Origin of the sequence: Micromonospora sp. NPDC048839 (genome assembly GCF_040649915.1) — a bacterium.
GTDB lineage: Bacteria > Actinomycetota > Actinomycetes > Mycobacteriales > Micromonosporaceae > Micromonospora.
The window spans coordinates 23,929-44,825 of sequence record NZ_JBEZGL010000032.1 but is presented as its reverse complement, the minus strand read 5'-3'; the positions used below and the strand labels follow the sequence as shown (position 1 = coordinate 44,825).

Genomic DNA, 20,897 nt, shown 5'->3' with positions numbered 1-20,897 from the left:
CAAGCCTTCAACCAGCCCGAAACCACCTCACACCAACACGTCAAGACCCACTGACCAGCACAAACAGGATGCAACTAGCCCAATGAAGTCGAGTGAATCAAGCCGAGTGCGCGAACCGAGAGGCAAGCGGCGATGGGGACCTTGGTGGGATTGTCCGTTCTGGGGTCTTCGGGCTTACGCGTAGGTAGGCTCTGCGCGGTATACGAGGTTTGTCCAGTGACCGGGCGCACTCGTGGGCCGGAATCATGGCGGGGTCGGGGTCGTTATATACCCTGACGATCGCAGGACCACCGGCTCGCCACCCCCGCCGCCGGGGGTGGGAATGCGGGACCCGGTCCGGTCGTTGCAGTCCCCACGAACGACCGCCCGGCCACTGCCTTCAGGTGGGTGCCGAGGTGGATGGGCCGCCCCCGGAATGACCCTGGGCCCTCGGTCGTTACACCTGGACCCGGCGCCACGAGCCCCCGCTCGGCAGGTCGCCGACCCGACGCCCCACCCGGGCGTCACCCCCCAAACTTTTCCCCTTGTTTGTGCAGCGCCGGACGAGGTGCTCACACCCTGCCGCCGCCCCCCTGTTGGCGGTTGGGGTGTTTCCTACCCCCGAAGGAGCTACCCCCATGAACACGATCATGCGTAAGAGTGTGCTGTCCGTTGCTGGCCTGGCGTTCGCCGGTGGTGTGTTCGCCGGTCCGATCGCCGCCCACGCCGCCACCCCGGTCGATGCCAAGCCGGTCGCGGCCGCCGTGCAGACCGCGGCGCCGAAGCCGCAGGGCGACCAGTCGCACATCGACCTCAACGACGAGAAGACGGCCAACGTCAAGGCGATCATCGCCGCCACGAAGAAGGCCGGCCTGCCCGAGCGGGCCGCGGTGATCTCGATCGCGACGAGCCTGCAGGAGTCGAAGCTGGACAACCTGGGCCACCTCGGCGACGCCAACGACCACGACTCGCTGGGCCTGTTCCAACAGCGCCCGAGTTCGGGTTGGGGCACGCCGGAGCAGATCACCGACCCGGCCTACTCCACCACCGCGTTCCTCAAGGGCCTCAAGCAGGTCGACGGGTGGCAGGACATGCCGCTGACCGAAGCCGCGCAGACCGTCCAGGTCTCCGCGTACCCGGACGCCTACGCCCAGTGGGAGCAGCAGGCCACCGACCTGGTCGGCCAGTACTGGAACAGCTGACCCACCGCACCACGACACCACCGCACCACCGCACCACCACCACCCGCACGACACCGACCGCTGGCCGGCCCCCGCAACTCGGGGTGCCGGCCAGCGGCGTTTTCGGGTCGTCTAGCCGGCATCTCGGGTCACGACGCGACGCGCTGCCCGGTGCGCGACTGCCCGTCAGAGGCGGACGCTCGGAGATCTTGGACAGTTTCCGTTACGCGGGAACGGAAACTGTCCAAGATCTCGCCGCCGGTAAGGACGTCGGCAAGCGCAGGCAAGGCCGCCGGCAAGGCGCCGGCAAGGCGCAGGCAAGGCGCAGGCAAGGCGCAGGCAAGGCGCAGGCAAGGCGCCGGCAAGGCGCCGGCAAGGCCGACGAACAGGGCGCCAGCCAACAGGATGATCATCCCGGGCGGTACGGCGACGGGGAACTCGACCCCGGCCGCCCACAGCACTCCGATGCCTGCGGCACCCACGACGAGGCCGGCGATGGTGAGCGTTCGGGCGGTACAGTCATGGCTTCACCCTGTCCCGACACGGTCCGGTCCGCGTCCGCCCGGTGACGTTATCGGGCATACGACAGGCGGCGTACGCCGGTCGCGGACCGCGGACGGTTGCCGTCCCCAGCGCGACGGTCAGGTGCTGCCGGTCAGCGAACGTTGACGGTGACGGTGTGCCAGCCGGTGGCGCCGTCCGGGACGACGCCCTGCGTACGCTCGGTCTGGGTTTCGCCTGTCGCGTCCGTCGCGCGGACCTGGAGCCGGTGCTCGCCCGGCGTGGCGTCCCAACGCCAGGACCACTGCACCCAGGTGTCCACCGACACGGTCGGTGCCAGCTCCGCCTGCTGCCAGTCGCCGCCGTCGACGCGTACCTCGACTCGGCTGATGCCCCGGTGCTGCGCCCAGGCCACACCGGCGACGGTGATCGGGCCGGTGGTCAGCCGGTTACGACTCCGAGGCGCGTCGATCCGCGACTGGGTCTTGATCGGCCCCTGGGCGGACCAGCCGCGCGGCACCCAGTACGCGTCGAAGTCGGCGAACCGGGTCAGTTCCAGCTCGGTCACCCATTTGCAGGCTGACACGTAACCGTAGAGGCCGGGAACCACCATCCGGACCGGGAAGCCGTGCTCGACCGGCAGCGGCTCACCGTTCATGCCGACCGCCAACAGAGCGTCCCGCCCGTCGCGCAACGCGGCGGTGGGGGTGCCGCAGGTCCAGCCGTCGACCGACCGGCCGACGACCTGGTCGGCATCGTCGTCCGGGTCGACCTCGTCCAGCAACTCCCGAAGGGGTACGCCGAGCCAGCGGGCGTTGCCGATCAGGTCCCCGCCCACCTCGTTGGATACGCAGGCCAGCGTGACGTACCGCTCGACCAGTGGACGGGCCAGCAGATCCGCGTAGCTGTAGGTGCGCTCGGTGCCGACCCGCCCGTGGATACGCAGCCGCCAGGTGTCCGGATCCACCTGGGGCACCACCAGCGCGGTGTCGATCCGGTAGAACTCGAAGTTCGAGGTGACGTACGGCGCGAGTTGTGTCAGTGCGAGGTCCGCGCCGGCCGGCACGGCCGGTGCGGGGGCCACGGGCGCGGGCAGTCGGATCGCCTCCCGGGCGGCGGACACTCCGCGCCGGCCGGCAAGCCAGCGCCCACCGAGACCGGCCACCACGGCCGTGCCGAGCAGCGCCCCACTCCCGGCGAGGAACCGTCGCCGCGAGTCCGGGTCCACGTCGGCAGGCCCGACCGGCTCGTTCGCCGCTACGGATTGCCCGCCCGGAGGCACCGGGGCGGCGGGCGTCACCGGACCAACCGGCGAACCACCAGGCGACACCGGGGCGGCGGGCGATACCGGCGCAGCAGGCGATACCGGCGCAGCGGACGGCACGGTCGGTGTGGGTGGTGACCAGGGCCAGGGGTCCAGCTCGAACGGGCCGGCGATGAACAGCCAGAGCACCAGGGCGCCGAGCCCGGCACCGACAAGCGACGGCAGCGCGTCGGCCGCGTCGGCACCGGAGCGGGTCACGGCGGCGGCCACGCCGATGACACCGAACGCGGCGATGCCGGCAAGTCCGAATGCCAGTCGCCGGATCGCCAGCATGCCGAACAGTGCGGCGAACGCTGCGAGCAGCAGGCCGGTGCCGACCAGCAGTGCGATCTTGTCGGCGGTGCCGAAGAGGTCGATGGCGAGTTGCTTCAGCGACTCGGGAACAGCGTCGACGACCACCCCGCCGACCGCGACCAGGGGCGCCGACCGGGGGCCGGTCAGCACTGCCACCGGTTCGGCGATTCCGATCGCGACTGCGGCGGCGGTTACTCCGGCCAGCGCGGCGTACCGCCGCGACGTGGTGCTCATCGGCCCAGTGTGCGTGATCATCCTGCCCGGTAGCCAACAACGTCAGCGTTCGGTAATGACCTGAGCAGACGAACGGGGCGCACCGTCGTACGACGGTGCGCCCCGCGACAGGTGTCGCTACCGGGTCAGAAGCCCGGGCCGTGCTGGTGGCCGTGACCGTGGCCGTGGCCGCCGCCGGCGGCCGGCTCGGCCTGCTCCGGCTTCTCCACCACGAGGCTCTCCGTGGTGAGCAGCAGACCGGCGATCGAGGCGGCGTTGGTGACCGCGTTGCGGGTCACCTTCACCGGGTCGATGATGCCGGCCTTGACCAGGTCGACGTACTCGCCCTTGGCGGCGTCGAGGCCGTTGCCCCAGTCCAGGTCGGCGACCTTCTGCGTCACGACGTAACCGTCGTGACCGGCGTTCTGGGCGATCCAGCGCAGCGGCTCGACGAGCGCCTTGCGCACGACCGAGACGCCGACCTTCTCGTCACCGGTGAAGCCCAGGTCGTCGTCGAGGACCGAGCGGATCTGCACCAGGGCGGCGCCGCCGCCGGGCACAGTGCCCTCCTCGACCGCAGCCTTGGTCGCCGCGATGGCGTCCTCGATGCGGTGCTTGCGCTCCTTCATCTCGACCTCGGTGGCGGCGCCAGCCTTGATGACGGCGATGCCACCGGAGAGCTTGGCCAGCCGCTCGGCCAGCTTCTCCCGGTCCCAGTCGGAGTCGGAGGCCTCGATCTCCTTGCGGATCTGGGAGACCCGGTCGGCGACGTCGGCCTTCTGGCCACCGCCGTCGACGATCGTGGTGTTCTCCTTGTCGACCACGACGCGCCGGGCGGTGCCGAGCACCTCCAGGCCGACCTGGTCGATCTTGTAGCCCAGCTCCGGGGCGACCAGCTCGGCGCCCGTGGAGATCGCGATGTCCTGGAGCATCGCCTTGCGCCGGTCACCGAAGCCCGGGGCCTTGACCGCGCAGACCTTGAGGGTCTTGCGCAGCGAGTTGACCACCAGGGTGGAGAGCGCCTGGCCGTCCACGTCCTCGGCGATGATCAGCAGGGGCTTGCTGTTCTGCAGGACCTTCTCCAGCAGCGGCAGCAGTTCCTCGATCGCCGAGATCTTCTGGGTGGTGACCAGGATGTACGCGTCCTCGAGGACGGACTCCTGGCTCTCCAGGTCGGTGACGAAGTTCGGCGAGATGAAGCCCTTGTCGAACTGGAGACCCTCGGTCACGTCCAGCTCGGTCGTGAGCATGGAGCCTTCCTCGACGGTGATGACACCGTCGCGGCCGACCCGCTCCATCGCCTCGGCGATCAGGTCACCGATCGTGGCGTCCTGCGCGGAGATCGTCGCCACGTTCGCGATCGACTCCTTGCTGGTGACCTCGGCGGCACGGCCGAGCAGCGCCTCGGAGACCTTGGTGGCCGCCGCGTCGATGCCCCGCTTGAGGCCGGCCGGGTTGGTCCCGGCGGTCACGTTGCGCAGGCCCTCGCGAACCATCGCCTGGGCGAGCACGGTCGCGGTGGTGGTGCCGTCGCCGGCGACGTCGTTGGTCTTGGTCGCCACCTCCTTGACCAGCTGCGCGCCAAGGTTCTCGTACGGGTTGGTGAGCTCGATCTCCTTGGCGATGGTCACACCATCGTTGGTGATCGTCGGCGCACCGAATTTCTTGTCCAGGACGACGTTGCGCCCGCGCGGGCCGAGGGTGACCTTGACCGTGTCCGCGAGGGCGTTGACACCGTGCTCCAGCAGGTGCCGGGCGTCGTCCGAGAAGCTCAGGATCTTCGCCATAAATGTCCCTTCGAAGCGCCATTGCCCCGGCCCGGCGAGCCGGACCGGGGCAATGGCACTGATCGGTTGCTTACTTCTCGATGACCGCGAGGACGTCGCGGGCGGAGAGCACCAGGTACTCCTCGCCGGCGTACTTGACCTCGGTGCCGCCGTACTTCGAGTAGAGGACGGTGTCGCCGACCTGCACGTCAACCGGAACCCGGTTGCCGTTGTCGTCGACGCGCCCCGGGCCCACAGCGAGGACAGTGCCCTCCTGCGGCTTCTCCTTGGCGGTGTCGGGGATCACGATGCCCGACGCCGTGGTGGTCTCAGCCTCGTTCGCCTGGACCACGATGCGGTCCTCGAGCGGCTTGATCGCAACCTTGGTCGCGGTAGTCACGGGCATACCCTCCTGGGGTACTGGTTTCGTTGCTGGTCGGCGGGGCCAACCAGCGTCAATCTGCCTCATGCCACCGGGCGGGGCCGTCGTCGCGGGTGCCGGTCCGCCTGGCGTGCGCACCCGGGTCGCGAGACCCGGAAGCTGGCACCCTCAGGGTGAGAGTGCTAATCGCAGGTTATTCCGTGGCTAGCACTCCGTCAAGGAGAGTGCCAGCGAGTCGCGCCCCGCCAGCCCGGATTTCCGGGTCCACCCGGACAATGACCGGGTGGATCTCGATCAGCTGGCGGCGCTGCGTACCCCCGAGGGGTCGGCCGCGCTCACGGCGGCGGCCGGGCTGGCCGGCGGTGATCCGCTGGCCGCGGCGTCGGCCCTGCGCGCGGCCGGAGTGCCGCCGACGCTGGCCGCGGCGGCGCTCACCCAGGCCGAGTTGCGTCACCGGGCGGTCGGCAAGTTCGGTCCGGCCGCCGCCGGGATGTTCCTCACCCGCCCCGGGCTGGAGCAGGCCACCCGCCGGGTGGTCGCCGATCGTCGGGCCGCCCGGCTGCACGCGGCCGGCGTCCGCACCCTGGCCGACCTGGGCTGCGGCCTCGGCGCGGACGCGCTGGCCGCCGCCCGCGCCGGCATCAGGGTGTACGGCGTGGAGGCCGACCCGGTGACCGCCGCGATGGCCGCCGCGAACGCCGCGGCGGCCGGGCTGGACGAGTTGTTCACCGTCGAGTGCGGTGACGCCACCGCGTTCGACGTCTCCCGCGTCGACGGGGTCTTCTGCGATCCGGCCCGCCGCACCAGCGGCACTGGACGACGGATCTTCGACCCGCGCGCCTACTCGCCACCCTGGGATTTCGTGACCGGGCTGGCCGAGCGGGTGCCGCGCACCGTGGTCAAGGTGGCGCCGGGGCTGGACCACGCGCTCATCCCGGCCGGCGCGGAGGCGGAGTGGGTCGGCGTGGACGGCGACCTGGTCGAGGCCGCGCTCTGGTGCGGTGAGCTGGCGGAGGTGCCCCGCCGCGCCACGCTCTACCGGCAGCAGGGCGTCGAGGCTCGCCGCCACCAGCTGATCGGCTCGGGTGCCGACGAGGCGCCGGTCGGGCCGCCCCGGCGCTTCCTGTACGACCCGGACCCGGCGGTGGTCCGCGCGCACCTCGTCGCCGAACTGGCCGACGAACTGGATGCCACCCTCGGCGACCCGAGCATCGCCTACCTCTACGCCGACCGCCCGACCCGCACCCCGTACGCGCGCTGCCTGGAGATCACCGACGTGCTGCCGTTCTCGCTCAAGCGGCTGCGGGCACTGCTGCGCGAGCGCCGGGTGGGTCGGGTGGAGATCCTCAAGCGGGGTTCGGCGCTCACCCCGGAGCAGCTTCGGCGGGATCTGCGGCTGACCGGCGACGTTGCGGCGAGCCTGGTGCTCACCCGGGTCGCCGGGGCGCCGACCGTGCTGATCGGTCGGCCGGTGGACTAGCCTCGCCGGTGTGGCGGGACAGGGCACGCCGGCGACGGCACTGTTGGTCAAGCGCGGGGTCGCGCATCGCACCCACCCGTACCGGGTGTCGCCGGACGCCCCGAACTACGGCGCGCTGGTGGCGGCGGCGCTGGGCGTGGCACCGGAGCGGGTCTTCAAGTCGTTGGTGACCGAGGTCGACGGCGCGCTCACCGTGGCGGTCGTTCCGGTCACCGGCGAGTTGGATCTCAAGGCGCTCGCGGCGGCGGTCGGCGGCAAGCGGGCGGCGCTTGCCGACCGGACGGTCGCCGAGCGGGCCACCGGCTACGTACGCGGTGGGATCAGCCCGCTCGGGCAGCGCAAGCGACTGCCCACCGTGCTCGACGAGTCCGCGTTGGACCTTCCGACGATCTACGTCTCGGCTGGTCGGCGCGGTCTGCAACTCGAACTGGCCGCGGCGGATCTGGTGGCGCTCACCGACGCCCGCACCGCCCCGTTGCAGACGCGCTGACGACTCTCGTTACGTCGACTCCACGGTGGGATACCCGTGGAGTAACAGTCGCGTTGCTGAATTGTTATCGCTGCCAACAAACTGGGTACCTGCGCGGTCTTGTGGAGGCGGTGTGACGCGCAATACGTTGCCGGACACAACAAAAACAACACCTCCCCCACCCCCGAAAGGACCCTGCACATGCGTAAGGGGATCCTCACCATCGCCGCCGTGGGCCTGCTCACGACCGGCGGCTTGACGGCCTGTAGCGACGACTCCGGCACCGGCTCGGCCGACTCCAAAAAGACTCCCAAGATCGGCGTGATCCTCCCGGACAGCAAGTCCTCCCCCCGCTGGGAGACGGCCGACCGCCGCTTCCTGGAGGAGGCGTTCAAGACCGCCGGCGTCCAGTACGACATTCAGAACGCCCAGAACGACAAGGCCGCCTTCCAGACCATCGCCGACCAGATGATCACCAGTGGCGTCACCGCCCTCATGATCGTCAACCTGGACTCCGGCACCGGCAAGGCCGTGCTCGACAAGGCCAAGTCGCAGGGCGTCGCCACGATCGACTACGACCGGCTCACCCTGGGTGGGTCCGCCCAGTACTACGTCAGCTTCGACAACGAGACCGTCGGCAAGCTCCAGGGCGAAGGCCTGGCGAAGTGCCTGACCGAGAAGGGCGCCAAGAACCCGGTCGTGGCGTACCTCAACGGCTCCCCCACCGACAACAACGCCACCCTCTTCAAGGCCGGCTACGACTCGGTGCTCAAGCCGAAGTTCGACTCCAAGGAATACACCAAGGGCCCGGACGACGCCGTGCCGGGCTGGGACGGCCCCACCGCCGCGACCATCTTCGAGCAGCAGCTCACCGCGACCAAGGGCAAGATCGACGGCGTGCTGGCCGCCAACGACACTCTCGGCAACGCCGCCATCTCGATCCTGAAGAAGAACAAGATCAACGGCAAGGTGCCGGTGACCGGCCAGGACGCCAGCGTGGAGGGCCTGCAGAACATCCTCGCCGGCGACCAGTGCATGACCGTCTACAAGGCCGTCCGGGAAGAGGCCAAGGCTGCCGCGGACCTGGCCATCGCACTGGCCAAGGGCGAGAAGAAGGACACCGGCCAGTCGGTGAAGGACGGTGACCGGGACGTCCCCTCGGTGCTGCTCACCCCGAAGGCCATCTACAAGGACAACGTCAAGGACGTCGTCGCCGACGGCTACGTGACCAAGGAGCAGCTCTGCACCGGGACGTACGCCGCGCTCTGCGCCGACGCCGGCATCAGCTGACGGACGCCGCAGTACCCGCCGGGACGACAATCGCCGCCCGGCACGGGAGCACCCTCCCGTGCCGGGCGGCGCCCGCCGGACGGGCCCCGACCCTCCCCTAAGGAGACCCCCGTGTCCGCGACCCCCCTGCTGGAACTCCGCGGGATCGACAAGAGCTTCGGTCCCGTCCAGGTGCTCCGCGACGTCGCCCTGACCGTCCACCCGGGTGAAGTGACAGCTCTGGTCGGCGACAACGGCGCCGGCAAGTCGACCCTGGTGAAGTGCATCAGCGGCATCCACCCCACCGACGCCGGTGAGTTCCTGTTCAACGGTGAACCGGTGCACATCGGCAGCCCCCGCGACGCCGCCACGCTCGGCATCGAGGTCGTCTACCAGGACCTCGCGCTCTGCGACAACCTGGACATCGTGCAGAACATGTTCCTCGGCCGCGAGCGGCGCAGCGGCATCGTCCTGGACGAGCCGACGATGGAGCAGCTCGCCGCCGAAACCCTGGCCGGGCTCTCCATCCGTACCGTCACCTCACTGCGCCAACACGTGTCGAGCCTCTCCGGCGGCCAGCGCCAGACCGTGGCCATCGCCAAGGCGGTGCTGTGGAACAGCAAGCTGGTCATCCTGGACGAGCCGACCGCCGCGCTGGGCGTGGCGCAGACCGCCCAGGTGCTCGAACTGGTCCGCCGCCTCGCCGACAACGGCCTGGCCGTGGTGCTCATCTCGCACAACATGAACGACGTCTTCGCCGTCTCCGACCGGATCGCCGCGCTGTACCTCGGCCAGATGGTCGCCCAGGTGAAGACCACCGACATCACGCATGCCCAGGTGGTCGAGCTGATCACCGCCGGGCGCTCGGGCGGGCTCGGCCTCGCCACCGACCCGGGCAGCAACGGCGACGGCCCGCAGCCGGCCGACTCGATCTCAGGAGGCGCCCGATGACCACCACCGCCGTGCGGAAGGACGGCCCCGCGGCCGTCACACCGCCGCCGACCGTCGGGGGCCACGTCCGCAACTACCTGAGCCGGGTACGCGGTGGCGACGTCGGCGCACTACCGGCCGTGCTCGGCCTGATCGTGCTCTGCACCGTCTTCGCGATCATGCGGCCGTCGTCGTTCCTGTCGGCCGGCAACTTCGCCAACCTCTTCACCCAGGGCGCGGCGGTCACGCTCATCGCGATGGGCCTGGTCTTCGTACTGCTGCTCGGCGAGATCGACCTCTCCGCCGGCTTCGCCAGCGGCGTCTGCGCGGCGGTGCTGGCCAACGTGGTCACCGTGCTCGGCTACCCCTGGTGGGTCGCCGTGCTCGCCGCGGTCGCCACCGGCGTGGTCATCGGCACCACGCTCGGGATGCTGGTCGCGAAGATCGGCATTCCGTCCTTCGTGGTCACTCTCGCCGGCTTCCTCGCCTTCCAGGGCGTCGTACTGCTGCTCGTGCAGGAGGGCACCAACATCTCCGTCCGCGACGAGGTGCTTGTCGCCATCGCCAACCGCAACCTCGCACCCGCGCTGGGCTGGGCGCTCACCGCTCTCGCGGTCGTCGGCTACGCGGCGGTGCAACTGCTGCGTTACCGCAACCGGGCGGCCCGTGGTCTGATCACCGACCCGATCGCGGTGGTGGCGCTGCGGATCGGCGGACTCGCCGTCATCCTCGGCACGGCGATGTACGTCCTCAACCTCGAGCGCAGCCGCAACGTGCTGATCGTCTCGCTCAAGGGTGTGCCGATCGTGGTACCGATCATCGCGGTGCTGCTGGTCATCTGGACCTTCGTGCTGCAACGCACCAGCTACGGCCGGCACATCTACGCCGTGGGCGGCAACCGGGAAGCGGCCCGCCGGGCCGGTATCGGCGTCGACCGGATCCGGATCTCCGTCTTCGTGATCTGCTCCTCCATGGCCGCCATCGGTGGCATCGTGGCGGCCAGCCGGGCCAACTCCGTCGACCCCAACACCGGGGGCAGTAACGTACTGCTCTACGCGGTCGGCGCAGCGGTGATCGGAGGCACCAGCCTCTTCGGTGGCAAGGGCCGCGTCCTCGACGCCGTACTCGGCGGCGCGGTGGTCGCGGTCATCGAAAACGGAATGGGCCTGATGGGTTACAGCGCGGGAGTCAAGTACGTGGTGACCGGCGTTGTGCTGCTCCTCGCCGCCAGCGTCGACGCGCTCTCCCGCCGCCGCGCGGCAGCCACCGGCACCCGCTGACCGCGCGGGAGGTAGCACCACGATGCGCCCAGGACCGAGTCAGGACGACGTGCGACGGCAGAACCTCGGGGCCCTGCTGCGCCACGTACACGTCCACGGGCCGACGACGCGCGCCGAACTGACCACCACGCTGGGCCTCAACCGCAGCACCATCGGCGCGCTCACCGCCGACCTGTCCGCAGTGGGACTGGTCAGCGAAGGAGCGCCAAAGGAAACCGGCCGGGCCGGCCGACCGTCACTTGTCGTCCGGCCCGCGTCGGCCCGGGTGTACGCGTACGCGTACTCCGTGGAGGTGGACCGGTTGCGCGCGGCCCGGATCGGGCTGGGCGGCGCGGTCCTGGACCGCCGGGAGCTGGACCGGCCCCGCGGCCTGCTGGCCGCGGAGGCCGCGCCGCTGCTGGCCGGCGCGCTCAAGGAGATGCAGCAGACGGTGCCGCGCGACGCGATCTGCGTCGGTGCCGGCGTCGCGGTCTGCGGCATGGTCCGCCGCAACGACGGCCTGGTGCGGCTCGGCCCGACCACCGGCTGGGTGGACGAGCCGATCGGCGCGGCCCTCGCCGCCGAGCTGGGCATCGAGGTGCCGGTCACGGTGGGCAACGTGGCGGACGTCGCGGCGTTCGCCGAGCACGCGCGCGGGGTGGCGGCCGGCTGCGACAACGTCCTCTACCTGTACGGCGACGTCGGCGTGGGCGCCGGCATCATCGCCGGTGGCCGGCGGCTGACCGGGCACGGTGGGTACGGCGGCGAGGTCGGCCACATGAAGGTGGTCCTCGACGGCAGGCCCTGTGAGTGTGGCTCCCGGGGCTGCTGGGAGACCGAGATCGGCGAGCACGCTCTGCTCCGCGCCGCCGGACGCTCCGACGCCCGAGGTCACGATGCGCTGCTGGCCGTCTTCGACGCCGCCGACCGCGGTGACGCCCGCGCCCAGACCGCGGTCCGCCAGGCCGGTGACTGGCTCGGCTTCGGGCTGGCCAACCTGGTGAACGTCTTCAACCCGGAGATGGTCATCTTCGGCGGCACCATGCGCGACCTCTACCTCGCGTCGGCGGCCCAGGTCCGCAGCCGGCTCAACTCCAACGCGCTCGCCGCCTGCCTGGAGCACGTCCGCTTGCGTACGCCGAAGTTGGGCGAGGACGCCCCCCTGATCGGGGCCGCCGAGTTGGCCTTCGAACGACTCCTCGCCGATCCCCTCGACGTGGGTTGATCCGCGTACGCTGTCCAGCGTGGATGTCGAGCTGCGCGCTTCCGACGACGACCGCAACCGGGTGGTCGCCGAGCTGCACCGGCACACCGCTGCGGGCCGGCTGACCCTCGACGAGTTCTCCGAGCGGGCCGGTGCGGTGTGGACGGCGCGCACCCTCGGTGACCTGGCCGCCCTCACCCGCGACCTGCCGGTCCTGCCCGACCCGACAGTCGACAGCGAGCCCGTCGGGCAGGGGCGTCGGGAGCTGCTGATGCTCTTCGCCGCCGCCGCTCTCACTCTGCTGCTGCTCGGCGGCTTCCTGGCCGTCACCCGTGGATCCGCCTGACCCGCCCCCCGCTGATCCGCCTCGCCCTCGGATGAACTGATCGCGCGATCAGTCCGTACCAGTGGTCGGACGGGCAGCCGGCAGGATCTGGCTGTCCGGTCCAGACGCGTTCCGGTCCGGACCGAGGAGGCCCCACAGACATGGCACCGCTGAGATCCGCCCATCGCCGACTGGGCAACCGGACCCACCGAGCGGCGCTGCTGCTCATCGCGATCGTCGCGGCGGTCGGTGTCCTGCCCGGCGTGGCCATCGCCGCGCCCGCCGGCGGTCAGCAGCTCAACGCCGCCGACATGACGCTGCTCAACGGGGTCCGGTTGGCCGGGCTGTGGGAGATGCCCGCCGGCCAGATGGCCGCCGAGAAGGGCCAGTCGGCGAAGGTCCGGGAGATCGGCGCCGGCATCGCCAGCGAACACCAGCGGCTCGACCAGCTCACGGTGGACGCGGCCAACAAGTTGGGCGCGAGCATCCCCAGCGAGCCGACGGCCGAGCAGAAGGGCTGGCTGGCCGAGATGCAGAAGGCCTCCGGCGCCCGCTTCGACCAGATCTTCGTCACCCGGCTCCGGGTCGCCCACGGCAAGATCTTCCCGGTGATCGGCGCGGTCCGCGCCAGCACCCGGGACGCCACCGTCCGCAAACTCTGCGAGGACGCCAACGCGTTCGTCCAGCACCACATGCAGATGTTGGAGAGCACCGGGCTGGTCCGCTGGCCGGAGCTGCCGCCGGCCGCGCTGCCCGCTCCCGGTGAGGACGGACTGTTGGCTGCCGCCGCCGCGAACGCCGGCCCGCAGGTCGGGGTCAGCAGCACCGTCGTCTGGCTCGTCTTCCTCGCCGCGCTGGGCACCGGCGGAATCGCCACGTACCGGATGCTGCGCCGCAGCTGAGCATCGCTCGTTGGTGGCTCGCGTCAGCGGTCGACCTGGGTGAAGTCCCAGGAGTGCGGAGCGCGGGCCACCAGCAGGGCGGGCGGATCGGGCAGCGGGCGCGGGGTGCTGCGCCACTTGGAGATGACCACCACCCGGTGGTCGGTGGAGGAGAAGACCTCGCTGGAGACGTGGAGCGGGTCGTGCTCCAACTCGGGCAGGGCGGTGTCGCACACCCAGGTGATCAGGTCGGCGACGCCGTACGCCTCGGCGCGTGCCTCCCACATCCGCACGATCATGTCCGCCTCCCCCGTCACACGCTGACCGTGGTCAACGGCAGTGCCGAGTCGGCCGGCAGATCCAGTCGGCTGGGCGCGACGCCGGCGGCAACCAGGTGCGACCCGAGCGCCGCCACCATCGCCCCGTTGTCGGTGCACAGCTTCGGCCGGGGCACCCGGACTCGGATGCCGTACTTCTCGGCCCGCTGCTCGGCCATCGCCCGCAGCCGCGAATTGGCCGCCACTCCCCCGCCGATCACCAGCGTGTCGATGCCCTGCGCGCGGCAGGCGGCGAGCGCCTTGCTGGTCAGCACGTCGCAGACCGCCTCCTGGAAGGACGCGGACACGTCGGCCACCGGCACCGGCTCGCCGGCCCGCTCCCGCGCCTCGACCCACCGGGCCACCGCGGTCTTCAGCCCGGAGAACGAGAAGTCGTACCGGTGGGCGGCGAGATCCTTCGCGGCGGTCAGGCCGCGCGGGAAGGCGATCGCGGCGGCGTCGCCGGCCCGAGCCTCCCGGTCGATCGGTGGGCCACCCGGAAACGGCAGCCCGAGCAGCCGGGCGACCTTGTCGAACGCCTCACCGGCCGCGTCGTCGATGGTGGCGCCCAGCGGGGTGACACCCCGGGCCAGATCGTCGACGAGCAGCAGGGACGAGTGCCCGCCGGACACCAGCAGCGCGATGGCAGGCTCGGGCAGCGGGCCGTGCTCAAGGGTGTCCACCGCGACGTGGGCGGCAAGATGGTTCACGCCGTAGGCGGGCTTCTCGGCGGCGAGCGCGTACCCCTTCGCGGCGGCGACACCGACCAGGAGCGCGCCGGCCAGCCCCGGCCCGGAGGTGACCGCGATCGCGTCGATGTCGGCAAGTGTGACGCCGGCCTCGGTCAAAGCCCGGTCCATGGTCGGCACGATGGCCTCCAGGTGTGCCCGACTGGCCACCTCGGGCACCACACCCCCGAACCGGGCGTGCTCCTCGACGCTGGAGGCGAGCGCGTCGGCCAGCAGGGTGTGCCCCCGCACGATGCCGACGCCTGTCTCGTCGCAGGAGGTCTCGATTCCCAGGATCAGCGGTTCGTCAGCCATGGTGGTGTGGTCCGTCCCCGGTCGGCTCGGCGTCGCGCCGCATCACCAGCGCGTCGGTGTTGCTCGGTTGGTAGTAGCCGCGCCGCACCCCGACCGGCTCGAACCCGTACGTCGCGTAGAGCCGCTGGGCTGCGGCGTTGTCCACGGCGACCTCCAACAGGGTGCTGCGGGCGTCCCGGCGGGCCGCCTCGGCGAGCAGTTCCTCCAGCAGGGCGCGGCCCACACCGCGCCGCTGGGCGTCCCGGCGGACGGCGATGTTCTGGACCCACACCTCACCCGGCGGAACACCGGCGAGCCCGGCGTAACCGAGCACCGCGCCGTCCGCGTCGACGGCGACGCGGTAGTGGTGCCCGTTGGCCAACTCGTTCCAGAACATGGCCGGCGACCACTGCTCGGCGCCGAAGAGGTCAGCCTCGATGGGTAGCACGTCGTCGATGTGCCACCAGCGGAACGGTTCGAGTCGTACCGCCGTCATGGCAGGACCGGTTTGCGGCCGGTCGCCACCACCGCGTCGGGCCGGCGCAGGTAGAGCGGGGTGAGCCGCTCACTGGCGGCACCCGCTCGGATCCGCTCGGCGGCGAGCAGCGCCAGCACGGTGGCGTCCGGGTACCGCGGCTCGACCCGGACGGGCAGTTCCAGGGCCTCGGCGTACCGGTGCGCCCCGTCGCCCACCGCGATCGTCGCGCCCAACTCCCGGGCGCGCGCGGCGGCTACCGCCGGCGTGGACACCTCGGGGCCGACGATCCGCTCCCCGGCACCGTCGTAGACGGCCCAGTACAGCTCCTTGCGCCGGGCGTCGCTGGCGGCCAACACCGGCTCACCGGACGCCGCCGGGTAGCCGATGCCGTCGAGCGAGCACACGCCGTACGTGGGGATGCCGAGCACCTGGCCCATCGTCGCGGCCGTGACGAGGCCGACCCGCAGCCCGGTGAACGGCCCCGGGCCGAGCCCGGCGACGATGGCGGCCAGGTCACGCGGGCGCGCGTCGACATCGGCGAGGACCGCGTCCACCTGGGGCGCGAGCAGTTCGCCGTGCGCGCGGGCGTCGACCGTGCACCGGTACGCCCGCGACGCCACGCCATCCGCCGAGACCTCCACCAGCGCCGCGGTCACCGCGGGGGTCGAGCTGTCCACCACGAGTACGAGCACGGTTAGCCAGCCTAGCGGCCTCGCCCCCCGCCCCGGTCACGCCCCGCCCCGGCACCACCCACGGCGACCCCGCGCGACCCGCGGCCCCATCCACCGGACGCCCCACCCGCCGGGAAGGCCCGCCCGCCGGGAAGGCCCCACCCGCCGAAACGGCCCCACCCGCCGAAACGGCCCCACCCGCCGGTAAGGCCCCACCCGCCAGGGCGGTCCCACCCGCCGGGGCGGTCCCAGCCGCCGGGAAGGCCCCACCCGCCAGGGCGGCCCCACCCGCCGGGGCGGCCGGGCCGGCGGAGGGCGACGGGCCGCATGCCATATTGAGCGGTATACCTGTGAGTCATAAATATGACTGACAGGTATACCGCTCAGCAGGGAAAGGCCCGGTCGCCGGAGGAACCGTCACCCGGCAGGCTGTGCAGCGGAGCGACGGCCAGACAGTCGTGAATCCGCCGCACCGGTTTCCGCTGCGGGGCGGCGTGGTCCACCATCCCCGGATGCCATCCACTCGTCTCGTCGGGCTAATCGCCACGGCCATTCGTCAGCAACGACACTCGCGCCAGCTGAGCCAATGTGAGCTGGCCGAGTTGACCGGAGTCAGCCAGGCGACGGTCGCCCGGATCGAAGGCGGCGACCGAGCGCCCAGCATCGCCGTACTGGAGCGGTTGCTTGCCGCCATGGACGTGCAGTTGGTCGTCGGGGTTGAGCCGTTGGACGCGCACCTCGACGCCCGGATCGACGACCTGGCTGCCCGGCCGATCACCGAGCGGATCGACGCGCTTGGCCTGGATGGGCTACTGGGCCGGCTCCCCGACTTCGCCCAGGCGATCACCGGAAGCACGGCAGCGCTGTTACAGGGCGCGCCGGTGCCGGTCGACGCGCTGGAGATCGCCCTGCGCTGGCAGGACTCCAAACCGTTCACCCGCTGGCTGGAGACGAACTACAGCCAGCGGTGGAACGCCCGCTGGGAGGAGTTCGGCGGGGTGTGGTTGGAGCCCGAGGAGCCCGGCGAACACCGCTGGTCGACCCGGTACGGGGAGATCAGGGCCACGATGTGCGACGAGCTCCCCGAGACGATCGAGGTGCGCCACGGCGAGCGGAGTTACCAGGTGGTGCCGCTTGTCGAGCTGGAGCTGACCGAGCCGCGCGCCGCCGATCTGCTACGCCGTTACCGGGACCGGCAATCGGCCAGCGACGGCTGAACCAACCGCCGGCCGACCTGCGGGCTACGGGCTGTGCGCGGCGGCCGGCACACCGCGCAGCCGGCCCGGGCGGCCCACAGCCCGCGCAGCCCACAGCCCGCGCAGCCCACAGCGCGCGCAGCCCACAGCGCGCGGCCTGGTGCCAGTTCAGCCGGCGGTGCGCTCCCAGTCGATGGTGGGCAGGCCGGCGTCGGCGAGTGCCTTGTTGGCCGCGCTGAACGGACGGCTGCCGAGGAAGCCACGCGGGTTCATCGGGCTGGGGTGGCCAGCCTCCAGCACCACGTGCTGCGGGTTGGTGACCAGCGCCGCCTTCTTGCGGGCGTAGCCACCCCAGAGCAGGAAGACCACCCGGTCCGGCGAGGCGTCCAGCGCCCGGATGGTCGCGTCGGTGAACCCCTCCCAGCCGGCGTTGGCGTGCGAGCCCGGGGTGGCCTGGCGGACGGTCAGCACCGCGTTGAGCAGCAGCACACCCTGGGCGGCCCACCCGTCGAGGTTGCCGCTGCGCGGCTTGGGGACGCCGACGTCCTCGCCCAACTCCTTGAAGACGTTGCGCAACGACGGCGGCACCGTCACCCCGTCCCGGACGCTGAAACTCAACCCGTGTGCCTGCCCGGCCCGGTGGTAAGGGTCCTGCCCGAGGATCAGCACCCGGGTGCCCTGCGGCGGGCAGAGCCGGTACGCCGAGAACAGGTCCTCGATAGGCGGGAAGACGGTCTGCGTCGCGTATTCCCGGGCGACGAACTCGGCCAACGCGGCGGTGCGGGCCGCGTCCAGGTGCGGGGTGAGCACGGCACGCCACTGCTCCGGCAACAGGGCCAGCAGGTCAAGGGCGGGGGCATCGTCGGGCATCAGGAACCTCTCACAGCTCGGGTCGGTCCCCCGCACTCTAGGCATCCGGTACGACAGCGGCGGCCTAACCCAGGTCGGCGAGCCGCCGGGCCCAGTCGCCACCGATCGGGTCCAGCTCGACGATCCTGGTGTCGTCGTCGCGGCGGTCGATACGGACCCGTAGGTGCGCGTCGACCAACTGCTCCACCAGGCCCTCGCCCCACTCCACCACCGTCACGGAGTCGTCCACCGAGGCGTCGAGGTCCAGGTCGTCGATCTCGGCGCGCGGATCGGTGGCGGCACCCAACCGGTACGCGTCGGCGTGCACCAGAGCGACCCGGCCACCTCGGGCCGGATCGGGGCGATGCACCCGGGCGATCACGAAGGTCGGCGAGGTGATGTCGCCGACCACACCGAGCCCAGCGCCAACGCCCTGCGTGAGCGCGGTCTTACCGGCGCCCAGCGGACCGGTCAACAGCACCAGGTCACCGGCCCGCAGCAGCCCGGCCAGGCGCCGGCCGAACTCCCGGGTGTCCTCGACGGTCGACAGCTTGACGACGTGACTCACCGTTCCTCCGACTTCCCAAGTGATTCGAGGAACCGCGCGAGCGCGGCGTTGACCTCGTCAGCATGCTCCAACATCACCACGTGACCGCTGTCCTTGATCTTGACGAACTCGGCGTGTGGCAGCCGCCGGACGATCTCCTCGGAGTGGACCACCGGGGTGATCATGTCCTTGTCGCCGACCACCACCAGCACCGGCGTCGCGGCCAACGCCGCGAGGGCCGGGAAGCGGGAGTGGGTGGCCAGGGTCCGCAGGTAGCGGGTCACCGTGTCGGCCGACGTCCGGGAGTTCATCATCTCGACGTAGGAGACCAGAGTGGGGCTGGGCTTGCGGGTGCCGAAGCCGTACTTGCGGGTCAGCAGCCAGGCCACGTTCGACGTCGACTTGCGGGCCTTGTCGATCACCGGCCCGCCGTAGCGGGTGGCGTTGCTGACCATGTAGAGCACCGGGCCGCCAACCCGGCCGAGCAGCGCGGGCGCGACCAGCTTGGTCTCCGCGATGAGCCCGCCCGAGGTGGCCATCAGGACGGTGCCCACCACCCGGTCACCGAACAGCTCTGGAAACAGCTCGGCGAACGCCATGATGGTCATGCCGCCCATCGAGTGGCCGACCAGCACCAGTGGCCCGTCCGGGGCGGTGCGGTCGATCACCTGGCGCAACGTCCGGCCGAGCACCGTGAGGTCGTACTCGCCGGTCTCCAACCGGCCGGACCGACCGTGACCGGGCTGGTCGTACGCGACGACGCGGTAGTCACCGCGGGCGGCGAGCATCTGGCGCTGGAAGTGGAACGTCCCCATGTCCAGGCAGAAGCCGTGCACCAGCACCACCGTGGGTTGCCCCGGCACCGGCCTGGTCGGCTCGACCACCTCGACGTGGATGTCCGTGCCGTCCGGCAACTCCAGGCGGAACGCCTCGTCGTACCGTTGCTCGCCGAACATCTCGTGCGCGTAGCGGTCGGCCGGGTCGGCCTTGAGCCGGCGGACCAGGGTGCGCTCGGTCGCGACCCCGGCCGCCAGGCCCGCGGCGGCAACCCCCACCGCGGCGCCGACGATCCCCGCGACCCGGCCCACCGCGGTCCGCGGACGCGGAATGCGGTAGCTCACGGCGTCACCTCGGTTCGCGACTGCGGGGCTCGCAACCCCGGCTCACTCCTCGCGCTCACGGCCGCTCGCCGTCGTAGACCCGGGGCACCCGGGTGCTGCCGAACCGGGTCACGATCTCGTAGTTGATCGTGCCGGCGGCCTCGGCCCAGTCGTCGGCTGTCGGCTCGCCGTCCGCGCCGCTGCCGAAGAGCGTCGCCACGTCGCCGTCCGCCACCGGGTCGTCGCCGCAGTCGAGCACGAACTGGTCCATGCAGACCCGCCCCGAGATCGTCCGCCGTACGCCACCGAGCTGCACCGGACCGGTGTTGGAGGCGTGCCGGGGAACCCCGTCGGCATACCCGAGCGGGACCACGGCGAGATTCGCGTCGGATTCCGTGGTGTACGTGTGCCCGTACGAGACTCCGGTGCCGGCGGGAACCCGCTTGGTGAGCATCACCCGGGCGCGCGCGGTCATCGCCGGTCGCAGACCGTACGTCTCGCCGGCCACCGGGGAGAGCCCGTAGATGGCCAGACCGGGGCGGACCAGGTCGAAGTGGGTGTCCGGGCGGGTCAGGGTGGCCGCCGAGTTGGCGAGGTGCCGCCAGCGCGGTCGCAGCCCGGCCCGCTCGACCATGGCCAGCCCCTCGTGGAAGACGGCCAGTTGACGGTCGATGGTGGGGTGGCCGGGCAGGTCCGCGTACACGAAGTGGCTCCACACGCCGACCACCTCGACCAGGCCGTCGGCCTGCGCCTTCGCGGCGGCGTCCAGCAGCGCCGGCCAGTCGGCGACGGTCGCCCCGCCCCGGGACAACCCGGTGTCGATCTTCAGGTGCAGGCGGACGGGGCGCCCGGCGAGCCGGCTCGCCTCGATCATCTCGTCCAGTTGGGACAGGCTGGCCGCGCTCAGGTCCACCCCGGCGCTGACCCCCTCGTGCAGCGGCAGGCCGGGCGCGAGCAGCCAGGCCAGCACCGGCTCGGTCACGCCGGCCCGGCGCAGGGTGAGAGCCTCGTCGAGGGTGCAGACACCGAGCCAGTCCGCGCCGGCGTCGAGCGCCGCGCGAGCGGCCGGGAGCATCCCGTGGCCGTACCCGTCGCCCTTGACCACCGCCATCAACTCGGCGGTGGTGCCGGAGCGGAGCCTGCTCACGTTCTCGCGGATCGCGTCAAGATCGACGCGTACCTCGGCCTGCCACATACGCCCAGCCTACTTTCCGTGGAGATCAGCGCGGGCGGCGACGCACGTCCCCGAGGGCCGGTCCG

Annotated in this window: 22 protein-coding genes; 11 read left to right on the top strand and 11 right to left on the bottom strand. The window is 71.5% G+C overall.

From position 1 onward, the window contains the following. Window positions 1-617 precede the first annotated feature (617 nt). Window positions 618-1,181, top strand: coding sequence for a hypothetical protein (locus AB0C25_RS35205; RefSeq protein WP_357379320.1), 564 nt, complete (start codon window positions 618-620; stop codon window positions 1,179-1,181). A gap of 188 nt (window positions 1,182-1,369) precedes the next feature. Continuing rightward, window positions 1,370-1,729 carry a hypothetical protein gene (locus tag AB0C25_RS35200; RefSeq protein WP_357379318.1) on the top strand — a complete coding sequence of 120 codons (360 nt, stop codon included), beginning with the start codon at window positions 1,370-1,372 and terminating at the stop codon, window positions 1,727-1,729. A gap of 86 nt (window positions 1,730-1,815) precedes the next feature. Here the strand turns inward: AB0C25_RS35200 and AB0C25_RS35195 are convergent, their stop codons facing one another. From AB0C25_RS35195 to groES, 3 genes are all read right to left on the bottom strand, one after another. Beyond that, on the bottom strand, window positions 1,816-3,513 hold the full coding sequence (locus AB0C25_RS35195) for a molybdopterin-dependent oxidoreductase (RefSeq protein ID WP_357379316.1): 1,698 nt from the start codon (window positions 3,511-3,513) through the stop codon (window positions 1,816-1,818). 125 nt (window positions 3,514-3,638) lie between these two features. Further along, window positions 3,639-5,279, bottom strand: coding sequence for a chaperonin GroEL (gene groL, locus AB0C25_RS35190; protein ID WP_357379314.1), 1,641 nt, complete (start codon window positions 5,277-5,279; stop codon window positions 3,639-3,641). 70 nt (window positions 5,280-5,349) lie between these two features. Then, the gene (gene groES / locus AB0C25_RS35185) at window positions 5,350-5,664 is read right to left on the bottom strand and encodes a co-chaperone GroES (protein WP_030330046.1); all 315 of its coding nucleotides are present in this window, start codon (window positions 5,662-5,664) and stop codon (window positions 5,350-5,352) included. 259 nt (window positions 5,665-5,923) lie between these two features. Here groES and AB0C25_RS35180 point away from each other — a divergent pair, with 259 nt between their 5' ends. The 8 genes from AB0C25_RS35180 (at window position 5,924) to AB0C25_RS35145 (ending at window position 13,478) form a co-directional block, all read left to right on the top strand. Continuing rightward, entirely contained in the window at window positions 5,924-7,120 is a 1,197-nt protein-coding gene (locus AB0C25_RS35180; RefSeq protein WP_357379312.1) for a methyltransferase domain-containing protein, read from the top strand. Between the two features lie 10 nt (window positions 7,121-7,130). After that, window positions 7,131-7,610, top strand: a complete 480-nt coding sequence (gene ybaK / locus AB0C25_RS35175) for a Cys-tRNA(Pro) deacylase (RefSeq protein ID WP_357379310.1) — start codon at window positions 7,131-7,133, stop codon at window positions 7,608-7,610. A gap of 180 nt (window positions 7,611-7,790) precedes the next feature. Further along, entirely contained in the window at window positions 7,791-8,879 is a 1,089-nt protein-coding gene (locus AB0C25_RS35170; RefSeq protein WP_357379308.1) for a substrate-binding domain-containing protein, read from the top strand. 111 nt (window positions 8,880-8,990) lie between these two features. Continuing rightward, window positions 8,991-9,809: an ATP-binding cassette domain-containing protein gene (locus tag AB0C25_RS35165; protein ID WP_357112382.1), complete on the top strand. Its 819-nt coding sequence runs from the start codon at window positions 8,991-8,993 to the stop codon at window positions 9,807-9,809. Then, entirely contained in the window at window positions 9,806-11,068 is a 1,263-nt protein-coding gene (locus AB0C25_RS35160; protein ID WP_357379306.1) for an ABC transporter permease, read from the top strand. The genes AB0C25_RS35165 and AB0C25_RS35160 overlap by 4 nt, the downstream gene beginning before the upstream one ends. A gap of 22 nt (window positions 11,069-11,090) precedes the next feature. After that, window positions 11,091-12,272 (top strand): ROK family protein, encoded by a 1,182-nt coding sequence (locus tag AB0C25_RS35155; RefSeq protein WP_357379304.1) that lies wholly within the window; start codon window positions 11,091-11,093, stop codon window positions 12,270-12,272. Between the two features lie 19 nt (window positions 12,273-12,291). Further along, a complete protein-coding gene (locus AB0C25_RS35150; RefSeq protein ID WP_357379302.1) occupies window positions 12,292-12,597 on the top strand; it encodes a DUF1707 domain-containing protein in 306 nt (101 codons plus the stop codon). A 140-nt stretch (window positions 12,598-12,737) separates the two neighbouring features. Further along, a complete protein-coding gene (locus tag AB0C25_RS35145; RefSeq protein WP_357379300.1) occupies window positions 12,738-13,478 on the top strand; it encodes a DUF4142 domain-containing protein in 741 nt (246 codons plus the stop codon). Between the two features lie 23 nt (window positions 13,479-13,501). Here the strand turns inward: AB0C25_RS35145 and AB0C25_RS35140 are convergent, their stop codons facing one another. From AB0C25_RS35140 to tsaB, 4 genes are read right to left on the bottom strand one after another with little or no spacing between them, the layout of a single operon-like run. After that, window positions 13,502-13,756, bottom strand: coding sequence for a hypothetical protein (locus tag AB0C25_RS35140; RefSeq protein ID WP_357379298.1), 255 nt, complete (start codon window positions 13,754-13,756; stop codon window positions 13,502-13,504). Between the two features lie 14 nt (window positions 13,757-13,770). Further along, window positions 13,771-14,817 carry a tRNA (adenosine(37)-N6)-threonylcarbamoyltransferase complex transferase subunit TsaD gene (gene tsaD / locus AB0C25_RS35135; RefSeq protein WP_357379296.1) on the bottom strand — a complete coding sequence of 349 codons (1,047 nt, stop codon included), beginning with the start codon at window positions 14,815-14,817 and terminating at the stop codon, window positions 13,771-13,773. Then, window positions 14,810-15,292 (bottom strand): ribosomal protein S18-alanine N-acetyltransferase, encoded by a 483-nt coding sequence (gene rimI, locus AB0C25_RS35130; protein WP_357253478.1) that lies wholly within the window; start codon window positions 15,290-15,292, stop codon window positions 14,810-14,812. The genes tsaD and rimI overlap by 8 nt, the downstream gene beginning before the upstream one ends. Beyond that, the gene (gene tsaB / locus AB0C25_RS35125) at window positions 15,289-15,966 is read right to left on the bottom strand and encodes a tRNA (adenosine(37)-N6)-threonylcarbamoyltransferase complex dimerization subunit type 1 TsaB (RefSeq protein WP_357253479.1); all 678 of its coding nucleotides are present in this window, start codon (window positions 15,964-15,966) and stop codon (window positions 15,289-15,291) included. Before tsaB ends, rimI begins: the two co-directional genes overlap by 4 nt. A gap of 491 nt (window positions 15,967-16,457) precedes the next feature. Between tsaB and AB0C25_RS35120 the strand changes: the two genes are divergently transcribed. Continuing rightward, window positions 16,458-17,162: a helix-turn-helix transcriptional regulator gene (locus tag AB0C25_RS35120; protein ID WP_357379294.1), complete on the top strand. Its 705-nt coding sequence runs from the start codon at window positions 16,458-16,460 to the stop codon at window positions 17,160-17,162. A 147-nt stretch (window positions 17,163-17,309) separates the two neighbouring features. Here AB0C25_RS35120 and ung read toward each other — a convergent pair whose 3' ends face one another. The 4 genes from ung to alr all read right to left on the bottom strand — a co-directional run bounded on the left by ung (window position 17,310) and on the right by alr (window position 20,832). Then, window positions 17,310-18,011: a uracil-DNA glycosylase gene (gene ung, locus AB0C25_RS35115; protein WP_357379292.1), complete on the bottom strand. Its 702-nt coding sequence runs from the start codon at window positions 18,009-18,011 to the stop codon at window positions 17,310-17,312. A 64-nt stretch (window positions 18,012-18,075) separates the two neighbouring features. After that, window positions 18,076-18,558: a tRNA (adenosine(37)-N6)-threonylcarbamoyltransferase complex ATPase subunit type 1 TsaE gene (gene tsaE / locus AB0C25_RS35110; protein WP_357379290.1), complete on the bottom strand. Its 483-nt coding sequence runs from the start codon at window positions 18,556-18,558 to the stop codon at window positions 18,076-18,078. Then, complete coding sequence (locus tag AB0C25_RS35105; protein WP_357379288.1) at window positions 18,555-19,658, bottom strand: alpha/beta hydrolase; 1,104 nt, start codon at window positions 19,656-19,658, stop codon at window positions 18,555-18,557. The genes tsaE and AB0C25_RS35105 overlap by 4 nt, the downstream gene beginning before the upstream one ends. A gap of 55 nt (window positions 19,659-19,713) precedes the next feature. Further along, the gene (gene alr, locus AB0C25_RS35100; protein WP_357379286.1) at window positions 19,714-20,832 is read right to left on the bottom strand and encodes an alanine racemase; all 1,119 of its coding nucleotides are present in this window, start codon (window positions 20,830-20,832) and stop codon (window positions 19,714-19,716) included. Window positions 20,833-20,897: the final 65 nt, after the last annotated feature.

Excerpts from the sequence above, each read along its gene's own strand:
- ung (WP_357379292.1), bottom strand. The coding sequence starts at position 18,011 with ATGCCCGACGATGCCCCCGCCCTTGACCTGCTGGCCCTGTTGCCGGAG.
- AB0C25_RS35195 (WP_357379316.1), bottom strand. The coding sequence starts at position 3,513 with ATGAGCACCACGTCGCGGCGGTACGCCGCGCTGGCCGGAGTAACCGCC.
- rimI (WP_357253478.1), bottom strand. The coding sequence starts at position 15,292 with ATGACGGCGGTACGACTCGAACCGTTCCGCTGGTGGCACATCGACGAC.
- tsaD (WP_357379296.1), bottom strand. The coding sequence starts at position 14,817 with ATGGCTGACGAACCGCTGATCCTGGGAATCGAGACCTCCTGCGACGAG.
- groES (WP_030330046.1), bottom strand. The coding sequence starts at position 5,664 with ATGCCCGTGACTACCGCGACCAAGGTTGCGATCAAGCCGCTCGAGGAC.
- groL (WP_357379314.1), bottom strand. The coding sequence starts at position 5,279 with ATGGCGAAGATCCTGAGCTTCTCGGACGACGCCCGGCACCTGCTGGAG.
- AB0C25_RS35120 (WP_357379294.1), top strand. The coding sequence starts at position 16,458 with ATGCCATCCACTCGTCTCGTCGGGCTAATCGCCACGGCCATTCGTCAG.
- AB0C25_RS35205 (WP_357379320.1), top strand. The coding sequence starts at position 618 with ATGAACACGATCATGCGTAAGAGTGTGCTGTCCGTTGCTGGCCTGGCG.
- AB0C25_RS35155 (WP_357379304.1), top strand. The coding sequence starts at position 11,091 with ATGCGCCCAGGACCGAGTCAGGACGACGTGCGACGGCAGAACCTCGGG.
- AB0C25_RS35160 (WP_357379306.1), top strand. The coding sequence starts at position 9,806 with ATGACCACCACCGCCGTGCGGAAGGACGGCCCCGCGGCCGTCACACCG.
- alr (WP_357379286.1), bottom strand. The coding sequence starts at position 20,832 with ATGTGGCAGGCCGAGGTACGCGTCGATCTTGACGCGATCCGCGAGAAC.
- AB0C25_RS35140 (WP_357379298.1), bottom strand. The coding sequence starts at position 13,756 with ATGATCGTGCGGATGTGGGAGGCACGCGCCGAGGCGTACGGCGTCGCC.
- AB0C25_RS35170 (WP_357379308.1), top strand. The coding sequence starts at position 7,791 with ATGCGTAAGGGGATCCTCACCATCGCCGCCGTGGGCCTGCTCACGACC.
- AB0C25_RS35145 (WP_357379300.1), top strand. The coding sequence starts at position 12,738 with ATGGCACCGCTGAGATCCGCCCATCGCCGACTGGGCAACCGGACCCAC.